The sequence below is a fragment of the Pseudoalteromonas sp. SR41-8 genome (genome assembly GCF_014163915.1).
Lineage (GTDB): Bacteria > Pseudomonadota > Gammaproteobacteria > Enterobacterales > Alteromonadaceae > Pseudoalteromonas > Pseudoalteromonas rhizosphaerae.
The window spans coordinates 14,140-32,120 of record NZ_JACJEE010000036.1 but is presented as its reverse complement, the minus strand read 5'-3'; the positions used below and the strand labels follow the sequence as shown (position 1 = coordinate 32,120).

15 protein-coding genes are annotated in these 17,981 nt (G+C 41.5%); 7 read left to right on the top strand and 8 right to left on the bottom strand.

Going from position 1 to position 17,981, the window contains the following annotated elements:
- Positions 1-10 precede the first annotated feature (10 nt).
- Positions 11-586, bottom strand: a complete 576-nt coding sequence (gene nfuA / locus H5162_RS18325) for a Fe-S biogenesis protein NfuA (RefSeq protein WP_145242549.1) — start codon at positions 584-586, stop codon at positions 11-13.
- A 145-nt stretch (positions 587-731) separates the two neighbouring features.
- Between nfuA and H5162_RS18320 the strand changes: the two genes are divergently transcribed.
- On the top strand, positions 732-3,284 hold the full coding sequence (locus H5162_RS18320) for a M14 metallopeptidase family protein (protein ID WP_182779252.1): 2,553 nt from the start codon (positions 732-734) through the stop codon (positions 3,282-3,284).
- 16 nt (positions 3,285-3,300) lie between these two features.
- Here H5162_RS18320 and H5162_RS18315 read toward each other — a convergent pair whose 3' ends face one another.
- A complete protein-coding gene (locus H5162_RS18315; RefSeq protein ID WP_182735700.1) occupies positions 3,301-4,002 on the bottom strand; it encodes a ComF family protein in 702 nt (233 codons plus the stop codon).
- A 58-nt stretch (positions 4,003-4,060) separates the two neighbouring features.
- Between H5162_RS18315 and bioH the strand changes: the two genes are divergently transcribed.
- The 4 genes from bioH (at position 4,061) to H5162_RS18295 (ending at position 6,981) form a co-directional block, all read left to right on the top strand.
- Complete coding sequence (gene bioH, locus H5162_RS18310) at positions 4,061-4,798, top strand: pimeloyl-ACP methyl ester esterase BioH (RefSeq protein ID WP_145242543.1); 738 nt, start codon at positions 4,061-4,063, stop codon at positions 4,796-4,798.
- A 100-nt stretch (positions 4,799-4,898) separates the two neighbouring features.
- The gene (locus H5162_RS18305) at positions 4,899-5,207 is read left to right on the top strand and encodes a hypothetical protein (protein ID WP_145242541.1); all 309 of its coding nucleotides are present in this window, start codon (positions 4,899-4,901) and stop codon (positions 5,205-5,207) included.
- Between the two features lie 6 nt (positions 5,208-5,213).
- The gene (locus H5162_RS18300) at positions 5,214-6,092 is read left to right on the top strand and encodes a putative metalloprotease CJM1_0395 family protein (RefSeq protein WP_182779250.1); all 879 of its coding nucleotides are present in this window, start codon (positions 5,214-5,216) and stop codon (positions 6,090-6,092) included.
- Between the two features lie 160 nt (positions 6,093-6,252).
- Positions 6,253-6,981, top strand: a complete 729-nt coding sequence (locus tag H5162_RS18295; RefSeq protein WP_182779248.1) for a hypothetical protein — start codon at positions 6,253-6,255, stop codon at positions 6,979-6,981.
- A 64-nt stretch (positions 6,982-7,045) separates the two neighbouring features.
- On the opposite strand, the gene H5162_RS18290 is transcribed toward H5162_RS18295, so the two are convergent.
- The 4 genes from H5162_RS18290 to greB form a co-directional block, all read right to left on the bottom strand.
- Positions 7,046-9,379, bottom strand: coding sequence for a Tex family protein (locus H5162_RS18290; protein ID WP_182779246.1), 2,334 nt, complete (start codon positions 9,377-9,379; stop codon positions 7,046-7,048).
- 163 nt (positions 9,380-9,542) lie between these two features.
- Positions 9,543-10,124 carry a CBS domain-containing protein gene (locus H5162_RS18285; protein ID WP_145242533.1) on the bottom strand — a complete coding sequence of 194 codons (582 nt, stop codon included), beginning with the start codon at positions 10,122-10,124 and terminating at the stop codon, positions 9,543-9,545.
- A gap of 50 nt (positions 10,125-10,174) precedes the next feature.
- On the bottom strand, positions 10,175-10,483 hold the full coding sequence (locus tag H5162_RS18280; protein ID WP_145242531.1) for a hypothetical protein: 309 nt from the start codon (positions 10,481-10,483) through the stop codon (positions 10,175-10,177).
- A gap of 144 nt (positions 10,484-10,627) precedes the next feature.
- On the bottom strand, positions 10,628-11,107 hold the full coding sequence (gene greB, locus H5162_RS18275) for a transcription elongation factor GreB (RefSeq protein WP_149983060.1): 480 nt from the start codon (positions 11,105-11,107) through the stop codon (positions 10,628-10,630).
- A gap of 196 nt (positions 11,108-11,303) precedes the next feature.
- On the opposite strand from greB, the gene ompR reads away from it, so the two are divergent.
- Together ompR and envZ are read left to right on the top strand one after the other, a co-directional pair.
- Positions 11,304-12,023, top strand: coding sequence for a two-component system response regulator OmpR (ompR, locus tag H5162_RS18270; RefSeq protein WP_145242004.1), 720 nt, complete (start codon positions 11,304-11,306; stop codon positions 12,021-12,023).
- Between the two features lie 5 nt (positions 12,024-12,028).
- Positions 12,029-13,333 carry a two-component system sensor histidine kinase EnvZ gene (gene envZ, locus H5162_RS18265; protein ID WP_145242002.1) on the top strand — a complete coding sequence of 435 codons (1,305 nt, stop codon included), beginning with the start codon at positions 12,029-12,031 and terminating at the stop codon, positions 13,331-13,333.
- On the opposite strand, the gene H5162_RS18260 is transcribed toward envZ, so the two are convergent.
- Complete coding sequence (locus H5162_RS18260; protein WP_182768063.1) at positions 13,330-14,505, bottom strand: tryptophan 7-halogenase; 1,176 nt, start codon at positions 14,503-14,505, stop codon at positions 13,330-13,332. The two genes, envZ and H5162_RS18260, sit on opposite strands and share 4 nt — an antisense overlap.
- 4 nt (positions 14,506-14,509) lie before the next feature.
- On the bottom strand, positions 14,510-17,518 hold the full coding sequence (locus tag H5162_RS18255) for a LodA/GoxA family CTQ-dependent oxidase (RefSeq protein WP_182779244.1): 3,009 nt from the start codon (positions 17,516-17,518) through the stop codon (positions 14,510-14,512).
- Positions 17,519-17,981 lie beyond the last annotated feature (463 nt).

The window sequence follows — 17,981 nt, the reverse complement described above, 5'->3', positions numbered from 1 at the left end:
CTGCCTACTATTAATAGTAAGAATGATCGCCAGCTTTGTGATCAGTAATATCAGCAACACCGGTGATTTCATCGAACTTAGCAATCATTTCTTTTTCAATGCCTTCTTTTAGTGTGACATCGATCATAGAACAACCATTACAGCCACCGCCAAATTGAAGAACAGCAATACCTTCAGCAGTTACTTCTACAAGGCTTACTTGGCCGCCATGGTTAGCAAGCTGAGGGTTAACCTCTGTTTCTAACATGTGTTGAATACGTTCGTTAAGTCCTGCGTCATCACCGATTTTACGGGCTTTAGCATTGGGGGCTTTAAGTGTTAACTGAGTGCCCATTTTGTCGGTAACGAAGTCAATTTCAGCTTCTTCTAAAAATGGCGCGCTTTCTGTGTCAACTACAGCATCAAAGCCGTTAAAAGGAAGACGAATATCGGTGGCTTCTACTGCATCTTCAGGGCAGTAAGATACACCACATTCCGCTTGTGATGTGCCAGGGTTAACAACAAATACGCGAATATTTGTTTTTTCAGCTTGGTCAGCTAATAATTTTGCAAAATGCGATTGTGCGGTTTCGGAAATAGAAATCATAAAACAACTATACTTGACTAAATTACTCGGATACTGGTTATCATACTCCGCTCATCGCGTTGTCGCCAGTGTTGAGCGTAAAAATTTGGCATCTATTTTAAGCAATGGTAGCGTGCAAACATTGATCATTTACTGAGTGTTTTCTATGCGTTTGATAATAACAATCTTTACACTATTGCTAAGCTTTTCTTGTTTAGCACAACCGCTTTCATATTATTTCAATGATGATGTGAAATTTGATCCAACTATTCCCACTCCAGAGCAGGTTTTAGGCTATGAAGTCGGGCAGTGGCACGTACGTCATGATCAACTCGTTCGTTATATGGAAATATTGGCACAAAAAAGTGACCGTATTAATTTTGAAGTCATTGGTCGTACCCATGAGCAGCGCCCGCTCGTTATGCTAACTATCACCGCAGCTGATAAGTTGGCGAATGTGGAGCAAACACGTAAGGCGCACTTGGCGCGTTTAGCCGATCCAGAAAAAGCCAAAGAAACCGATCAGCCAGCGGTCGTTTGGATGGGTTATAGCGTTCATGGCAATGAATCTTCTGGTAGTAATTCAGCCTTGCTAGTGGCTTATTATTTAGCTGCGGCGCAAGGTAAAGAAATTGATACGCTATTAAATAACACGGTTATTTTACTCGATCCTTCATTAAACCCCGATGGTTTAGCACGCTTTGCGAATTGGGCGAATAGTAATCGCGGTATGAACTTATCGTCTGATCCACAAACTCGGGAGCATATTGAAAGCTGGCCAAGTAGCCGTACTAACCATTACTGGTTTGATTTAAATCGTGATTGGTTGCTGCTACAACACCCTGAATCTCGTGCTCGTATTGCTAAGTTTCATTACTGGAAACCCAATATTCTTACTGATTTCCATGAAATGGGTCCCAATAGCACTTTTTTCTTTCAGCCAGGTATTCCATCACGTAAGCACCCGATCACCCCTGATGAAAATGTCAGTCTCACGAAGGCAATAGGTAACTATCATGCTAAAACATTGGATGAACACAACGCGTTATATTTTACCGAAGAAAGCTTTGATGATTTTTACTATGGCAAAGGTTCAACTTATCCAGATGTAAATGGTGGTGTGGGTATTTTATTTGAGCAAGCAAGTTCTCGTGGTCATCTGCAAGAAACCATAAATGGACCGCTGAGTTTTGCATTTACGATTAAAAACCAGCTGCTTACGAGCCTATCTACATTTCAGGCTGCGATAGATAATCGCCAAGCATTACTCGATTACCAAGCTAGTTTTTACAATAATGCTATAGAGCTTGCTAATGATGAAGATTATAAAGGTTATGTAGTGCAAGGCGGTGCAGATACAACACGTAGCGCACTTTTTTTAGATTTATTGAAACAGCATCAGATCAAAGCTTATCCACTTAATAAAGCAGTAAAAGCGGATGGTAAGAATTTTTCTGCGAAAAGTTATTTTGTGCCATTAGCCCAGCCGCAATATCGCTTAGTTAAAGCCATTTTTAGTGAGCAAAAGCGTTTTGTTGATAACACTTTTTATGATGTATCCGGCTGGACGTTAGCCCATGCTTTTAACTTGGAGTTTGCAGCAATTAAAAGTGGCTGGGGCTTAGACGTTAGTAAAAATGCATGGCAACAGCCTGAAAAACCACAATTTGCTGCGTTAGATGCACAGTATGCGTTTGGCTTTAAATGGGATAATTATTTAGCTCCGAAAATGCTTAATAAATTATTACAGCAAGGTGTGCAAGCTCGTGTGGCGCTCAGCCCGTTATCAGCTAAATCGCTTGCAAGTACACAGGAATTTGCTGCGGGTAGTATTATTATTCCTGCTGGGATTCAAAAAAATCCGCAATGGGTGTCGTTATTAAATAGTGCACAAAATGAGTTTGGTATTGCAATTACGCCTATTACTTCTGGCTTAACGGCAAAGGGTGTCGATTTAGGCTCGCGGACGTTAGCGGTAGTTAAAGCGCCTAAAGTATTACTCGTTGGTGGCCAAGGGACTAGTCAATATGAAGTAGGTGAAGTGTGGTATTACTTAGATCGCTTTGTTGGTGTGGCACCTACCATTGTGGAAATGGAACGTTTTGGTGATCTTGAACTTAGTGATTACAGCCACATTGTTTTGGCTCATGGAAATTACAATAAGCTTTCAGATGCTGACAAAATAGCAATTAAAACTTGGGTACGTAAAGGTGGAGTTATTTGGGGCCACAAAGGTGGGGCTAAGTTTTTAGTCGATCAACAACTATTAAAAACCAGTTATTTATCACGCCGAGATGTTGCCAGCGCCTTCAAAACGGATGGCTTAAACTATGGTGATAAAGATCATTTAGCTGGGCGTCAACGTATTGCTGGAGCGATATTTAATACTAAAGCCGATTTAACGCACCCACTTACTTTTTCATTACAGCGTGACACCTTACCAGTATTTAAAAATAGTACTTGGTTACTTGAAATGTCAGCTGCACCATTTGTAAATGTGTTGCAGTATACGCAAAAGCCATTACTAGCGGGCTTTACCGATGATGTGAATGTTGAGCAAGTAGCGGGAGCGGCTGGTTTAGTGGCACATTCGTATGGTCGTGGCAGTGTGATTGGTATGACAGATGATCCGGTATTTAGGGGCTATTGGTACGGTACCAGTCGTTTATTGAGCAATGCATTGTTTTTTGGTCACACATTTAGAGCGAATGCCGATTAATTAATTAGCTTAAGTATTAATGTCCTAATGGTGTTAAGCAGGTTACAAATGCCCAAACTTGCTTAGCACCAGCCTTTTTAAGGGCGATGGTAGCTGCATTAAGAGTTGCTCCTGTTGTCATCACATCATCAATTATAGCAACTGTTTTTCCGCTCATATCGGTATTACATATAAATGCGCCATGTAAGTTTTTTACTCGTTTAGCTTTGCTAAGTGATGACTGTGCTTGGGTTTTCTTTGTACGCTGTAAACTCTGAGAATCAATATTTTCATTTACTAAACATGGCAACCAGCATTGTGATACTTGGTTAAAGCCTCGCTTTAAAAAACGCTGCTGATGTAGAGGTAAAATAATAAATAAATCTGGCCATATTTCGCTATTTTTTTTACTAACAGTCAGTTGTTGGCTAATAATTAACGACAATGCGTTTTTATAATGAATCTGGTTACTAAATTTAAGTTGCGTGAGCCAACCATCAAAAGGGGGACGATACCACGCGCAAGCGAACAGGTAATCGAATTGGCAATCAGGAAATAACTCAACCACATCTGGGCGATACAGTAAATTAGCATGTGTGGTTATATCTAATAGCGGCAAATCAGCTAAACAATGTTCGCATAAACTATGTTTGGTACGGATAATACTTTGGCATTGCACACAAAAAGAAGGAAAAAACCAATCGCCCAGCTGTTGAAAACATTGATGAAAAGCAGTCATTGCATTCATTCCCTCAAACGCTATTATGAGCGCTAAGTTTGGAGCAAGGTTATAAAAAATGCAAAATGAGCTGGTGTTATTACATGGTTGGGGGATGAATCAAGGCGTATGGCAGTTGATCTTGCCGGAGCTTCAATTTATGCATAACGATACAGTACGCAGTGTTGATTTACCCGGTTACGGTAATAATCAAACATCGCCAAAGCCGTATACTTTGCATGCCGCTGCATTACAATTAAGCAATCAATTACAGCCAAACACTACCTTAATGGGCTGGTCTTTAGGTGGTTTATTTGCTCTTTATATTGCAAAGCACTGGCCTGAAAAAGTCGCGAAAGTGATATTAGTTGCTGCAACTCCATTATTTGCTGAAGGCGATGATTGGCCAGGAATAAAAGCAAATGTATTAGCTGCATTTAAAGAGCAGTTAGTCACTCATCGCGAGAAAACCATCGATCGCTTTTTGGCAATACAGGCGATGGGCAGTGAAAATGCCCGAGATGATATTAAACAACTTAAACAGTTACTCAATGAATTTCCGGCTCCACAAGAGTGCGCATTAACTGCTGGTTTGGATATTTTACAGCAAGATGATTTACGCGATGCTTTTGCCTGTTGTCCAGTGCCAATCCGTGCTGTATTTGGCCGTTTAGATGCATTGGTACCGTATCGCGCAGTAACCAAAATGAAAGTTTTAAAACACGATTTTGAGTATGAAGTGATCGATAAGGCGTCACACGCACCTTTTATATCCCATAAAAAAGAGTTTTTATCTGCCGTCAAATCAATGCTTTGAAAAGTAACTTTACGGTGGTTTGAAAAACTCTGCAGTAAAGCTTTATTTTGACTGTTTTATGAGCGATAATTAACCAATATATCATTGGTGGAGGTGTTGTATGCCAATCGGATCTGTGTTTAATAACGGTGTTGAAGGTTTTAATCGTGCCAGTCAGGGTATAGAGAAAGCCAGCGCAGAAATAAATCGCGCCAGCATTGAGCAACAAGACGACGCTCAGCTTGCCCAACAGCGCCAGCTGCAAGCTGCTCGTCCGGAAGAAGCGGTAACCGCTCCTGTGTCACAACCACCACGTATTGATGAAGCCTTGGTCAATTTAAAGGTCGAAGAGTTTAATGCCAAAGCCAATACGCAATCAATTCAAACCGCGGACGAAGTACTGGGGACTTTGATTGATATTCGTGTTTAATTTGCCATGAACATTGTCACGCCATTTCCAAATATTAATATAAACACCGCAAATGTTTATACGGAAACCGCTCGGCGTGACAACCAACTTCGGGAAGTTATCCCGCCACCTGCAGCTACAAAACCGACTAATGCTGAAAACAAAGCGCTCGGTGATAATGAAAAAACTAAACAACCCGGTACAACTGATACCGGCACTTATGATGCCAAGGGTAAACTTGCCGACGAAAAAGTAATTCAAGAGCGTCAGCAGGGAGATGCAGAGCAAAATCCAGAGCAAAATGAACAGCAACAACAAGATAAAGAGAAAGAGGCAAAGCAAAAAGAGCAAGTAGCTCAGCAAGAGCAACAAGACGCTGAGCAAATTAAAGAGTTAAAAGCGCGTGATACTGAAGTACGTATTCATGAGCAAGCTCATTCATCAGTTGGTGGTCAACACGCAGGTTCGCCAAGTTATGAGTACCAACGTGGACCTGATGGTACCAATTACGCTGTTGGCGGCGAAGTACAAATTGACGTTGCTGAAATAGCAGGTGACCCGCGAGCTACAATAGAGAAAATGCAAACGGTACGTGCTGCAGCTTTAGCGCCGGCAGAGCCTTCTGGTGCTGATCGTTCGATTGCTGCTGATGCCACTCAAAAGCTCGCTGCAGCGCAAGCAGAGCTTAGTAATATAGACAGTGATGATGAAAGCAGTACGCAATCAGCATCGTTCAAAGTAGATAACGAATTAACAAAGGATGAGAAAGCTGCAACTACTGCTGAATCAGAAACCGCAACGGCTAAGCGCGATATTGAAGTTGAGCAGCGTGCAGGTCGCATTGCGCAGTTTTATCAAGCCGCCACCTCGCCTTATGGACAGTCTGGCTTTTCTGCAACCATATAGTTGCTCCCTCGTAATATGTGTTTCCTCAATTTAAATCCAAATAAATCATTTTTTAAGTGTGGTTATTCACATTTATTTACCTAAAGATGTATGCAATTAATTGTGAAATATTACTGTAACTGCTATTTTCCCTACGATTTTTATTATGGAAGACAATTAAATGAAATATGCAGTAATCGCAGGTGCTTTATCACTTTTTTCAATAACAGCGGTGGCGAATGAAACGGCTGGCTTAAGTTATGACTATGTCGAAGTTGGCTATGCAAAAATGGACGTAGATGACTTGGATGAACTTAGCTTTGATGGTTATGCAGTTAAGCTTAGCAAGCAAGTAAGTAGTAATTGGTATCTAACCGGTTTATATGCAAGCACATCAGATGATCTGTCAAATAGTGTCTCTGAGGATTATCGTGATATCTTTCAAAACGGTGAGTATGTAGGAACGTCACAGTTATACACTGAAGGAAAGCTAGACGCTGAATTTACTAGATTAGAGCTCAGTGCGGGTTATATTCAACGTTTATCTGCAGTTACCAATTTAGATTACAGTATCAGTCTAGGTAGACTGAAGTACAGCACTGACTTCATAAACCTAGTCGAAGAAAGGTTTAATGGCCAAGTATTCTCATCGTCAGAATCAGCTTACTCGGACTCAGATAGTGCTGATATCCTCTCTGCTAATGTGCAAGTTAGGCATTTAGTCACGGATAAATTCGAAGTAAATGCAGGCTTAGGCTACGAGCGTTTACATGATGAAGAAAGTGACAATAACGTTGTTTTAAAAGCGGGTTTTAATTACACCTTGACTGAAAAAGCAATTTTAGGTGCTTCATACCGTTACGTTGATGAGTATGCTGATATTGCAGCGACCTTACGTTATTACTTTTAAATCAGATTTAAATAGCAGAATTGCAAACGCCACAAACTGAGTTTGTGGCGTTTTTGCTTAAGCGTTATTTTTTCACTTTTGCATTTGCGAAGGCATCTGCAAATGCATTACCCATTATCGCATTACCGGTATCGCGTGTTGGTTTTGCAGCGCGAGGTTGCTGAGCATTGTTACGATTATTAGCTTGCGGCTTTTGACTGACTGATGGAGCAGGTTTATTGCTGGTATCAATGTCATCGTCTAAACGCATGGTAAAACTAATACGTTTACGGGCAGCGTCAACTTCCACTACTTTTACTTTTACAATATCACCTGCTTTAACTACTTCACGCGGATCAGAGATAAACTTATTAGTAATCGCTGAAATATGTACTAAACCATCTTGGTGCACACCCACATCAACAAAAGCACCAAAGTTAGCTACGTTTGAAACCACGCCTTCTAAAATCATCCCTGGCTTTAAGTCACTGATTTTTTCAACACCTGCTTTAAACTCTGCTGTTTTAAAATCAGGACGAGGGTCGCGTCCAGGTTTATCAAGTTCACTGATGATGTCGGTAACCGTTGGTAAGCCAAATTTATCATCAATGTAGTCATTGGCAACTAACTTATTCAGCAGCTCTGAGTTACCAATTAGGTTATTTACATCGAGACTATTTTGTTCACAAATGCGTTTAACGATAGGGTAAGCTTCCGGGTGAACTGATGATTTATCAAGTGGGTCGCTGCCATTACTAATTTTTAAGAAACCGGCGGCTTGTTCAAATGCTTTTGGCCCTAAACGCTCTACTTTCTTTAGCTCTGAGCGTTTAGTGAATGAACCGTTAGCATCGCGATAATTAACAATATTTTGCGCTAAGGTTTTATTTAACCCTGAAACACGCGCAAGCAATGGCACTGAGGCCATATTTAAATCTACACCTACCGAGTTCACACAATCTTCAACAACAGAAGTCAGAGTTTGCCCTAGTTGGCTTTGTGATACATCGTGCTGATATTGACCTACACCAATTGACTTAGGCTCCACTTTCACAAGTTCAGCAAGTGGATCTTGTAAGCGACGCGCAATTGAAACCGCACCACGTAACGACACATCTAAATCAGGAAACTCATTAGCAGCAAATTCTGATGCTGAATACACCGATGCGCCAGCTTCACTGACCATAATTTTATTGAGTTTTAGCTCGCTATTTGCTTTGATTAATTCAGCAACCAGTTTGTCTGATTCGCGTGAAGCGGTGCCGTTACCAATAGCGATTAGTTCGACTTTATGTTGGCGGCATAACTGCTCTAGCGTTCGTACTGATTTATCCCAATGATTTTGTGGTGCATGTGGGAAGATAGTTTGTGTGGCTAATAACTTACCAGTGCTATCAACAACGGCAATTTTACAGCCAGTGCGCAGACCAGGATCTAGGCCCAATGTTATGCGAGGCCCAGCAGGGGCAGCCATAAGTAAGTCTTTTAAGTTTTTAGCGAACACATCGATAGCGCCTGTTTCGGCTTTTTCACGCATGGCTGCTAAAAATTCGTTTTCTAAATGTAAGCCTAGCTTAATTTTCCAGGCCCACTGCACGACAGTGAGTAACCAAGGGCTGGCTACTTGGTTGTTAATATCAAGGCGGTAATGATCGGCAATCATCACGGCACACATATGGGCCGGGTTTTCTGAACTTGGCTCAGGGTTGATTGTTAACTGTAGAATACCCTCGTTGCGCGCGCGCAACATAGCTAAAGCGCGGTGCGAAGGCACTTTTTTAAGCGCTTCTTGATGCTCAAAATAATCGCGGTATTTAGCGCCAGCTTGTTCTTGGCCTTTGATTAAGCTTGCTTCGATTTGACCGTGCTGACTGATGTGACTACGAAATTTGGCGAGCAGCTTGGCATCTTCAGCAAAGCGTTCCATTAAAATAAATTTAGCGCCATCCAGAACTGCTTTTTCATCAGCAAAGCCGGCTTCTGCATTTAGGTAGCCAGCGGCTTGTTGCTCAGGATCTAAAGAAGCATCATTAAATAAAGCATTCGCTAACGGCTCAAGACCAGCTTCAATAGCAATTTGTCCCTTAGTGCGGCGCTTAGCTTTGTAAGGTAAATATAAATCTTCAAGTTCAGTCTTGCTGTCCGCATTATTAATATCGGCAGCTAAGCTGGTGGTGAGTTTATCTTGCGCTTTAATCGTCGAAAGAATGAAGGCTCTACGTTCTTCCAGCTCTCTTAAATACGATAAACGCTGCTCTAACAATCGTAATTGGGTATCGTCTAAACCACCCGTTACTTCTTTACGATAGCGGGCAATAAAAGGCACTGTTGAACCTTCATCGAGTAATTTTGTAGCAGCTATAACTTGTTGCTCTTGAGCATTCAGCTCAGTGGCTAAACGTGCAGAGATATTGCTCATGCAAAAACCTTATTAAACAATTTGAAGACCAGAACGATAGTTTTGGCGTAATTAATTGCTTGAATAATATCACAGCAGGGCTTAATAAAAAGGCCTTAAAGTATGCTATTTATATACTTTAAGGCCTTTTAAATAGTTGGTTCAATTAAACATGTATCAGTGCTTAATGAGGGTGTTCAATATGTTGCATTACTTCACTAAAACTGTGCGCGATAGGTGTGATATGTAACGGAATTTGTAATGTTTTAGCAATTTCTCGAGCTGAAATTAAACCACAAATTTCATTATGTGCGGTAGTAACCAGTAAAAACATAATACCGTTTTGTTCCATTGTTTGTAGTGCATCACCAATACAAGCATAGCTTAAGCTTTGCATACTTACGCCAGTTAAGTGGCTAAGTGGTGTCATTACATGAAGTAAGTTAACTTCGTTGCGAGGTACATTTAAGCGCTGTGCTAAAATCATAATTTTTGAGCTTTGTAGATCCGCACTAGATGCTATACCAAGTAATTTTTCTTTGTCATCTACTACTAAAATAAAGTCTGTATGTTGGCTAGTGATCTGTTTTAATGCATCAACAATGCTGGTTTCAAAATGAGCACGTAGCGGGTCTTTTTGAGTAAAATTATTGACCATTTTCAAAGCCGGAGACGTTAAATCAATTAACGGCTGAGTGTCACGGTAAGTGTGAGATAAAACGCCTTTAGAAATGTCTTGAGTACGAAGTTCTTTAAAGTTAGCCATAGTAATCACCAATTATGTTATTAAATTTAATCAAGTTTTTAAGCGATAAATTAAATAAAATAAGCCGGTGGTCCACGCTGATACGCATAGCTAAAAGGTTGTACGAAAGTGGTACTCACATAAAGTGATAAAATGTTTTCAGGGAGTGGTTGAAGCACCCTGATAGAGATCCCGTCAACGTGTGTGTCTAAGTCAACGTCAAGATTAGCTTGGTCAGGAATGTCACAAGCAACATAGTTTGCGGTTGGGGATAAATGGTCGTGGTCGTCAAAACCTTGAGCAATTACAGTCAAACTCACACTCATTAAAAGTGTAAATAACACGGCATTACTTACTATGCGATGTATTACGTTTGACATAACTACTACCTTCTAATATTCAACTCAAGCGCGAAATGCTTTACTTGAGTACTTATATTTATAGTCTACAAATTCACTTTAGACAATCAATAATTAACCTTATCTGAATAATGAGAAGCGAGGATCTATCGTTTTACTGAGGATTTATGAAGCCCCAGGGTAACTGATACTGTTAACGTACCACTCTTTTTTGCCCTGCGGAGTTGTAACATAAAACTCATCATCCACTTGTTTTTTCAATAATGCGCGCGCCATCGGCGAATCAATCGAGATATAATCTTTGCGGTCATAAATCTCATCAGGGCCAACAATGCGAAACTTCAGCACTTCACCTTGTTCATTTTCTATTTCGACCCATGCACCAAAAAACACTTTACCAGCTTGCTGCGGCGAGTAATCAATTATTTTTAGATCTGGCATGCGTTTGCGTAAATACCGCACGCGACGATCTATTTGTCTTAACAAACGTTTATTGTACTGGTAATCAGCATTTTCTGAACGGTCACCAAGGCTAGCAGCCCAGCTCACTATTTTTGTGACTTCAGGGCGTTTAACATTCCATAAGTGGTCGTGTTCTTGTTGCAGCTGTAAATACCCTTCGCGGGTGATTAAATTAGTTTTCACGTTTAAATTATTACCTTGAGAAACACCTAGGCAAGGTATAAAAATCTTGTTGGCTTGTCGAGCTGATTTTTGTTCTCGCCAGCATTTTTGTGGGCTTGAAATGTTCAGTAACAATCTAGTGACCTAATTAGTTTTTTATTATCATGTTTTTCATTTATATTAATCATAACAGTACAGAAAAATAAGAATGAAAGTAATGGGACATGAAACCACAAAAGTATTAGTCGTTGATGATGATATGCGTTTACGCAGCTTGTTAGAGCGCTACTTGGTAGAACAAGGATTTATTGTGCGTACAGCTGCTAATTCAGAACAAATGGATCGGCTGTTAGAACGTGAAAACTTTCACTTGATGGTACTTGATTTAATGCTACCCGGTGAAGATGGCTTATCTATCTGTCAGCGGTTACGCCAAAAAGAAAATGAAATTCCAATTGTCATGTTAACGGCTAAAGGTGATGAGGTTGATCGTATTATCGGTTTAGAGCTTGGTGCTGATGATTACATCCCGAAACCATTTAACCCGCGTGAATTATTAGCGCGTATTAAAGCTATTTTGCGTCGTCGTTCAAAAGAAGTGCCAGGTGCACCGTCAGCAGAAGAAAATCATATTTCGTTTGGTGAGTTTTCGCTTAATTTAGCCACCCGTGAAATGAGCCAAGGCGACAAAACCATGTCGTTGACCAGTGGTGAGTTTGCGGTATTGAAAGCGCTTGTTACACATCCACGAGAGCCGCTTAGTCGTGATAAGTTAATGAACTTAGCGCGTGGTCGAGATTACAGTGCATTAGAGCGTAGTATCGATGTACAAGTCTCACGTTTGCGTCGCATGATCGAAGTCGATGCCGCTAATCCACGTTATATTCAAACTGTATGGGGCTTAGGTTACGTATTTGTTCCAGATGGTGAAAAATAGCCATAATGAGTATGTTTCCCAAAAGTGCATTTGGACAAACGGTGTTTTTAGTTGCGGCACTATTGTTGATCAACCAAGTAGTGTCTTACATCACGGTTAGCCTTTACGTAGTTAAGCCTACTATTGAGCAAGTTAACCTTATTCTCGCAAAACAAATCAAAACCGTGTTTATAGACTGGGAAGATGGCGTTGAAATAAGTGATGAGGTGTCTGAAAAGTTTTTTGAAATAACCGGTATCGAAGTTATGACCCAGCGCCAAGCGATGAGCGAAGGTTTGGCGCAAACTCGTGAATATTCGATGTTGTCGCGTAGTATGTCTGAGCAACTGCATGGTTCAGCCCGAGTGCGTATTAGCCAAACAGATCCGCTTGTTTATTGGGTAGAAGCGCCGCAAGCACCGGGTTACTGGGTTAAAGTACCGCTAACTGGTTTTAAAGAAAATAATCTCGAATTTCTAACCTTTTATTTATCTAGTATCGGCTTTTTAAGTGTACTCGGTGGTTGGCTGTTCGCACGTCATTTGAATCGACCTTTAAAAGCGCTGCAACAAGCGGCGGTAAAAGTAGGGGTTGGAGATTTTTCTACAAAATTAGAGGAACACGGCTCAACTGAAGTCATCGAAGTAACCCGCGCATTTAATCAAATGTCACGTGGTATAGCAGCGCTTGAGAACGACCGCCGTCTACTTATGGCTGGGGTGTCTCATGATTTACGTACGCCGCTGACGCGCATTCGCCTTGCTACCGAAATGATGTCGGATGAAGAAGATTATCTGCGTGAAGGGATCATCTACGATATTGAAGACATGAATGCCATTATTGATCAGTTTATTGAGTATTTGCGTCATCACAAACGTGAGGAGTTAGCGCTTGAAGATCTCAACGCGATAGTGTCAGAAGTGGTGCATTCAGAACAAAAACATCAACGCACTATCACTTTTAGCGAAAATCCTAGTATTAGTAATATTCCTTTAAGTATGGTGGCAATCAAGCGAGTTATTACCAACATGATTGAAAATGCGATCCGTTATTCGGATGGTGATATTGATGTTGAAACTGCGCTAAGTCGTGATAAAAAATACGCTATGGTGATTGTAAAAGATCATGGCCCAGGTATTCCTGAAAGTGAACTTGAAACGGTATTTGAACCTTTTAAACAAGGCGATGCTGCGCGAGGCAGTGAAGGTAGTGGGTTAGGGCTTGCGATCATTAAGCGCATAGTTGATATGCATGGTGGTAAAGTAAAACTGGTTAATCGCCCTGAAGGCGGTTTAAATGCTGAGGTTTATTTACCAGTCAAAGTGAGTTAGCCGTATATACTATTATATACTTTTATACTACTCGGCTGCTGTCTGCGCTGCCAAAAAGGACTGTTTGACCAGCGTTGCTCTTGAGCGTAAAAATAGCGTTTGTGATCTAAATAACGATGCCAAATCTGTTCTATTTGTTGCTGGTATAGTTTTTTAAATTGTAGCTGGCTATCGTGTTCTATTTTATTGACTATCTCGAGTTTTTTCATCAGATCGGCAAGTTGCATCGCACTTGCCATAGCATTAAAAATTCCTTGCGATGAGATTGGATCAAAGCTCAGTGCTGCATCACCTAAAGCGGCCCATTGTTGGCCTGCAAAACACTCTAAGCGAGTGGAGTTCGCGCTGACGATACCGTGCAGTGTTATTGGCTGTTGGCATACATCGAGAATCTTCGCTTGATTGGCATAACATTGCGCATGTTGAGTAAATAACTTTGTATCACGTTGTAAGCCTTTGGTCAGCAAATCCGGATCCGTTTGAAATGCTAAAACACGACGTTGGTTTGGTAATGGTGCACTGTACCACCAGCCGTTTTGCGTGGCACAAATGCTGCCTAGTTGATTTTCAATAGTATTAGCCACGGTTGCCCAGCAAGATATTAGACGGTCATGTTGTTTGCGAGCGGTGTATTTTTTTGCAAAATGAGCCTCTCGGCCAGTGGCATCAATTACGAATTGACTCGCAATGTTGATTGTTTGCTCTTGTTGTAACTGTGTTAGTGTTATTTGCCAGCGTTGCCCTTGGTATTCGCTGTGTGCTAATTTGGCAGGCCAAATACAGCGGACACCCCGTTGCAGCGCTTTTTCGCGTAAAAAGCTCTCAAATACTTGACGATCCAAGCGCCAACCTAAACCATCCGGGTTACTGAGATTATCAGTAACATAGGGTGTTGATTGGCCCCAACTTATTTGCAATCCTGCATTGTGTAAATGCTGTGGGGTAAGTACGTTGGCCACCAGTTGGTTTTCAAATTCAGTTAACAAATCTAACTGTTGTAAAATACGCCGTGCGGCAGGTGCTAAGCATTCACCAATTCGCTCTTCGGGCATCTCAGACTTATCAATCAAAGTAACTTGATATGAATCACATAAAGCAAGTGCGGCGATACAGCCTGCCACACCTGCACCAATGATCACAACATCCGTTTGTAATTCGGTCTCTTGCAGCATTGCTTTAGCGTCCTTTGTTGCGATGAAAGCGGCTCGCTTTTTCAGTAACACCTAAGTTGGTTTGACTACGATGTGAAGCATGCTCAGCCGAGAGAGTCGCTTTTGTATGCTTTATCGCTTTACTCGCTAAGTTAACTTGTGCCTCATCTTGTGGATTGTTGGGCAATATACCAACCTGCATTGCGCTAGGAAATTGTGCATCGCCTATTACGCCGATATGCGGTTGTACAATCGCAAGTTCAGCAAAGTTGTCTATCATACTATTGATTTGGTTTGTATATGTGGCAGGATTACCGTGCAGAGGTAAATCATCAAGCCAATCAGTACGATAAGCAAAAGCCTGTTGACGAGTACTGTCAGGTAATGAGGTATCAAGCACTTGTTGATAGCGGAACTGATTCATTATTTGATTTGGCACTCGAGCAGGCCAAAATGTCGGTAAAAATGGATCGTACTCAGAGCTGTAGCCATCTCTACAGCTCGCGGTATCAGTTTGCCAAGGAATAGCCATCCAGCGTGTTATCCCGCCTGCTACTTGACCACCAAATAAAGGTCCTTGCGCGAGGGTATAAACGTCGCTATTCATCACAGGACCATAATAGTAACGGTCACTTTGTAAGTCCGCTTGGGCGTGTTTGAGTCGAAATGCCGACATATACATGCCTGCAGTTCGCATTGGCCAAGTCATTTCACAGCCCGGGTGAAATGCATCAGCAAGGCAAAACTCCATCGCGCCGCGAGTAAGTAGTTCTGGCTGCTCAGCAATTGGATAATCATCTAACGCGGTTACATTTGCATGTGCCGGACAAGCTGATTGAGGGGTGTAATCATTAATAAAATCACCTTTCACCCATTGCTCTAAAAAGCTCAACTGCAAATTTGATAGCGTTGCATGCTGGCGCACTGAGCCCGTGGGAGGAATGCTAATCGCATCGCCATACAGCCAAGGCCATAGTTGTGGAGCTTGCGCACCGGGAACATCAAAACGACGAAAGTTATTAGACAGTGTACGGCGTAATTCCTGATAGGCAGGAGATGGATCGCTAAGCTTTTCTAGCCATTCATTCGTGGTGTAATTAAACTGACCCCCCCAGCCAAATGCGCCAGCAAATCCGTCATTAACCCATTGTAAATCCGTCATTCGGGCAAATATGGGTTGAATGTCGTTAGTAAAAGAAGGTCGCTGTGGTCTTGCCAGCATACCAGCATCTACAGCAACGTCGCGCATTAAATCCCACATGGTGCGTACTGATTTTTGCATCGGTGCATAATCCGGTGGCGCGCAAATAACCCAAGCGGGTTCTACTCTTAGCGATATCCCCTGATATACAACCTCTGCTGTAATTGGGCCATCTGAGGTGTCATCATACCAGCCTTCATTATTTGCAAAGGTAATGGCTATATCGCCGTTTACGTTGCGTGACACGCCATGACCACCGAGCATTAGTAAGCGACCGTATTGATCACTGCGCATTTCGCCTAAGTACACATCCTGATCCATAAATTGGCCAATAAACTCATGCTTAGATTTTACGTTTTTGCCGCTTATACTGTGTTTGCCCCCTTTGATTAACAGCTTGCTACGATCGGCTACATTGTTATTACGCAGTAACGATGGCGGCGCATCTGCGGCTTCTGGAATATCTAAAGCAATTTGAAATTCGTACCAGCAGGCTTTTTGATTTGCTAATTCAGCATGCCAAGTAATGTCTGCATTATCGAGGGTTAGTTCTTTTATCGCTTTACCAGCGGCATTAAAACCGTAAATTCTAAACTCAGCTGCTTGGCGCTTTAATGCACCTGTTTTATCTCGGTAACTGTATTCATCAGTATGAGCTATGGGCTGCGGTTGTTGCGGGCCAATAAAGTAGCCTTTTTTACTATTACCCACGCGCATTACACCAATAGGCGGATAAATACCGGCATAAACAATACACTCAGAGTCAGTATCTTGATCTTGCTGTGGCTTAAATTCACTTAACTGTTTAGGCTCTTGTAGCTGCTGACCGTTGGCTGTATGTCGGGCATGAGCACTGGCCGCATAGGCTGACTTTCGAGCCAATGCAATGCTACCTAGAGGCTCATGGGCGGCTAAAGTACGCCAAATATTAAACGCTAAGTTATTACCAAGCTCAGCTTGACCAATCGCGGTAATATTTTGTTGTGCTAAATGCAGCCGTGCAATACATACGTATGGGCTTTCTTCACAGCTCCACACGGCTTGTGCATTATCAAGTGGCATTGTTTTTGGGTTTGTTCTTAATTGTACTTCAAAGCGAAATGTTGCACTGCCTTGACGTAAACGTCGCTGCAAATCTAAAGCGAGGTAATTATTATCGACACTGGGTGCGCCAAGTTCACTGCCTTCAGGCACTAAGCGATATTTTACAATCTGTTGTTCGCCTAATTTGAACGGTAATATTGCCCAATAATTAGCGCTTAAACAGCTTGCTTCAACTTTTTGCATAGCCTGTAAAATATTGGCTGTTTGTATGTGTTTTGGATTATTTAAATAGGCATCATAGTTTTTATCGATCACGCCTGCAGTGGTGAATTGGCACATCTGTTGCGCATTTTTGGTGAAAAATCGATCCATGTTTTGAAAAATAAAATCTGCGGTATCACCTTCGCCAATCAGCTTTGGCCCATCTACTCCAAAGAGCTTCACTGCCAATCCTAATGTGCTGTGTAAATCTGGTGATGATGGTAACGTATCACTTGAAAAGCGCACTGCACATTCGTATTCTTTGCCTGCAAAAATGCCAATTTTAAATTGTGGGTCTATATCTGGATTGATAATAAAGTGGCCGTAAGCGATGCCATGTTGCTTTCTAAATACAGCTCGTTGTGCTGGCTGTTGACCTTTGTCTATACGCGGCACTTGACCAAGGCCAACAAACATTTCAGTTAACCGCTGGCAGGCTAGTTCAACATCTTTGTCATTTGACCAACATGGCACATTGTTAGCAGTTGCTAGCGTTTTAATACTGAGATTTTTGGGTTTCTTAGCCATTATTATATTCCTTATAGTATTGAAGCGGCTCTAGAGGTATTAGCTCTAAAAGTCCTTTTAAGCAAGTTCACTATTATTGAGCTGACTGCACATTTAGTTGTTTATTAGTGCTGCGTAATTTTTCAAAATTATTAAATATATGGCTCACAGCCATGCTTGGTATTCCTACTGTTACTAATTAACTAACTTTTTAATCTGTAAAAGTAGAGCAATAATGGAAATAAAACTATTACACGGTATTTCACGTGCTATTTATAGGATGTGTTAGGTATTTTCAGGGGGTGATACAACAGAGCCATCAATATAAGCATAGTTGCTTTTGGTTGCAGTAATGATGATGCCAACAGTTTAATGAAGTCATGAACTGTAGCATTGAACAATTATTTTAAGGGTTAACTCATACGTTAACAGTATAAATTGGAAGCTCTTTATTTGCCGGTTGTTTATTAAAAAGAAGACGCGA

Excerpts from the sequence above, each read along its gene's own strand:
- nfuA (WP_145242549.1), bottom strand. The coding sequence starts at position 586 with ATGATTTCTATTTCCGAAACCGCACAATCGCATTTTGCAAAATTATTA.
- H5162_RS18320 (WP_182779252.1), top strand. The coding sequence starts at position 732 with ATGCGTTTGATAATAACAATCTTTACACTATTGCTAAGCTTTTCTTGT.
- ompR (WP_145242004.1), top strand. The coding sequence starts at position 11,304 with ATGGGACATGAAACCACAAAAGTATTAGTCGTTGATGATGATATGCGT.
- H5162_RS18305 (WP_145242541.1), top strand. The coding sequence starts at position 4,899 with ATGCCAATCGGATCTGTGTTTAATAACGGTGTTGAAGGTTTTAATCGT.
- H5162_RS18295 (WP_182779248.1), top strand. The coding sequence starts at position 6,253 with ATGAAATATGCAGTAATCGCAGGTGCTTTATCACTTTTTTCAATAACA.
- envZ (WP_145242002.1), top strand. The coding sequence starts at position 12,029 with ATGAGTATGTTTCCCAAAAGTGCATTTGGACAAACGGTGTTTTTAGTT.
- H5162_RS18300 (WP_182779250.1), top strand. The coding sequence starts at position 5,214 with ATGAACATTGTCACGCCATTTCCAAATATTAATATAAACACCGCAAAT.
- H5162_RS18290 (WP_182779246.1), bottom strand. The coding sequence starts at position 9,379 with ATGAGCAATATCTCTGCACGTTTAGCCACTGAGCTGAATGCTCAAGAG.
- H5162_RS18260 (WP_182768063.1), bottom strand. The coding sequence starts at position 14,505 with ATGCTGCAAGAGACCGAATTACAAACGGATGTTGTGATCATTGGTGCA.
- H5162_RS18285 (WP_145242533.1), bottom strand. The coding sequence starts at position 10,124 with ATGGCTAACTTTAAAGAACTTCGTACTCAAGACATTTCTAAAGGCGTT.
- bioH (WP_145242543.1), top strand. The coding sequence starts at position 4,061 with ATGCAAAATGAGCTGGTGTTATTACATGGTTGGGGGATGAATCAAGGC.
- H5162_RS18280 (WP_145242531.1), bottom strand. The coding sequence starts at position 10,483 with ATGTCAAACGTAATACATCGCATAGTAAGTAATGCCGTGTTATTTACA.
- H5162_RS18255 (WP_182779244.1), bottom strand. The coding sequence starts at position 17,518 with ATGGCTAAGAAACCCAAAAATCTCAGTATTAAAACGCTAGCAACTGCT.
- H5162_RS18315 (WP_182735700.1), bottom strand. The coding sequence starts at position 4,002 with ATGACTGCTTTTCATCAATGTTTTCAACAGCTGGGCGATTGGTTTTTT.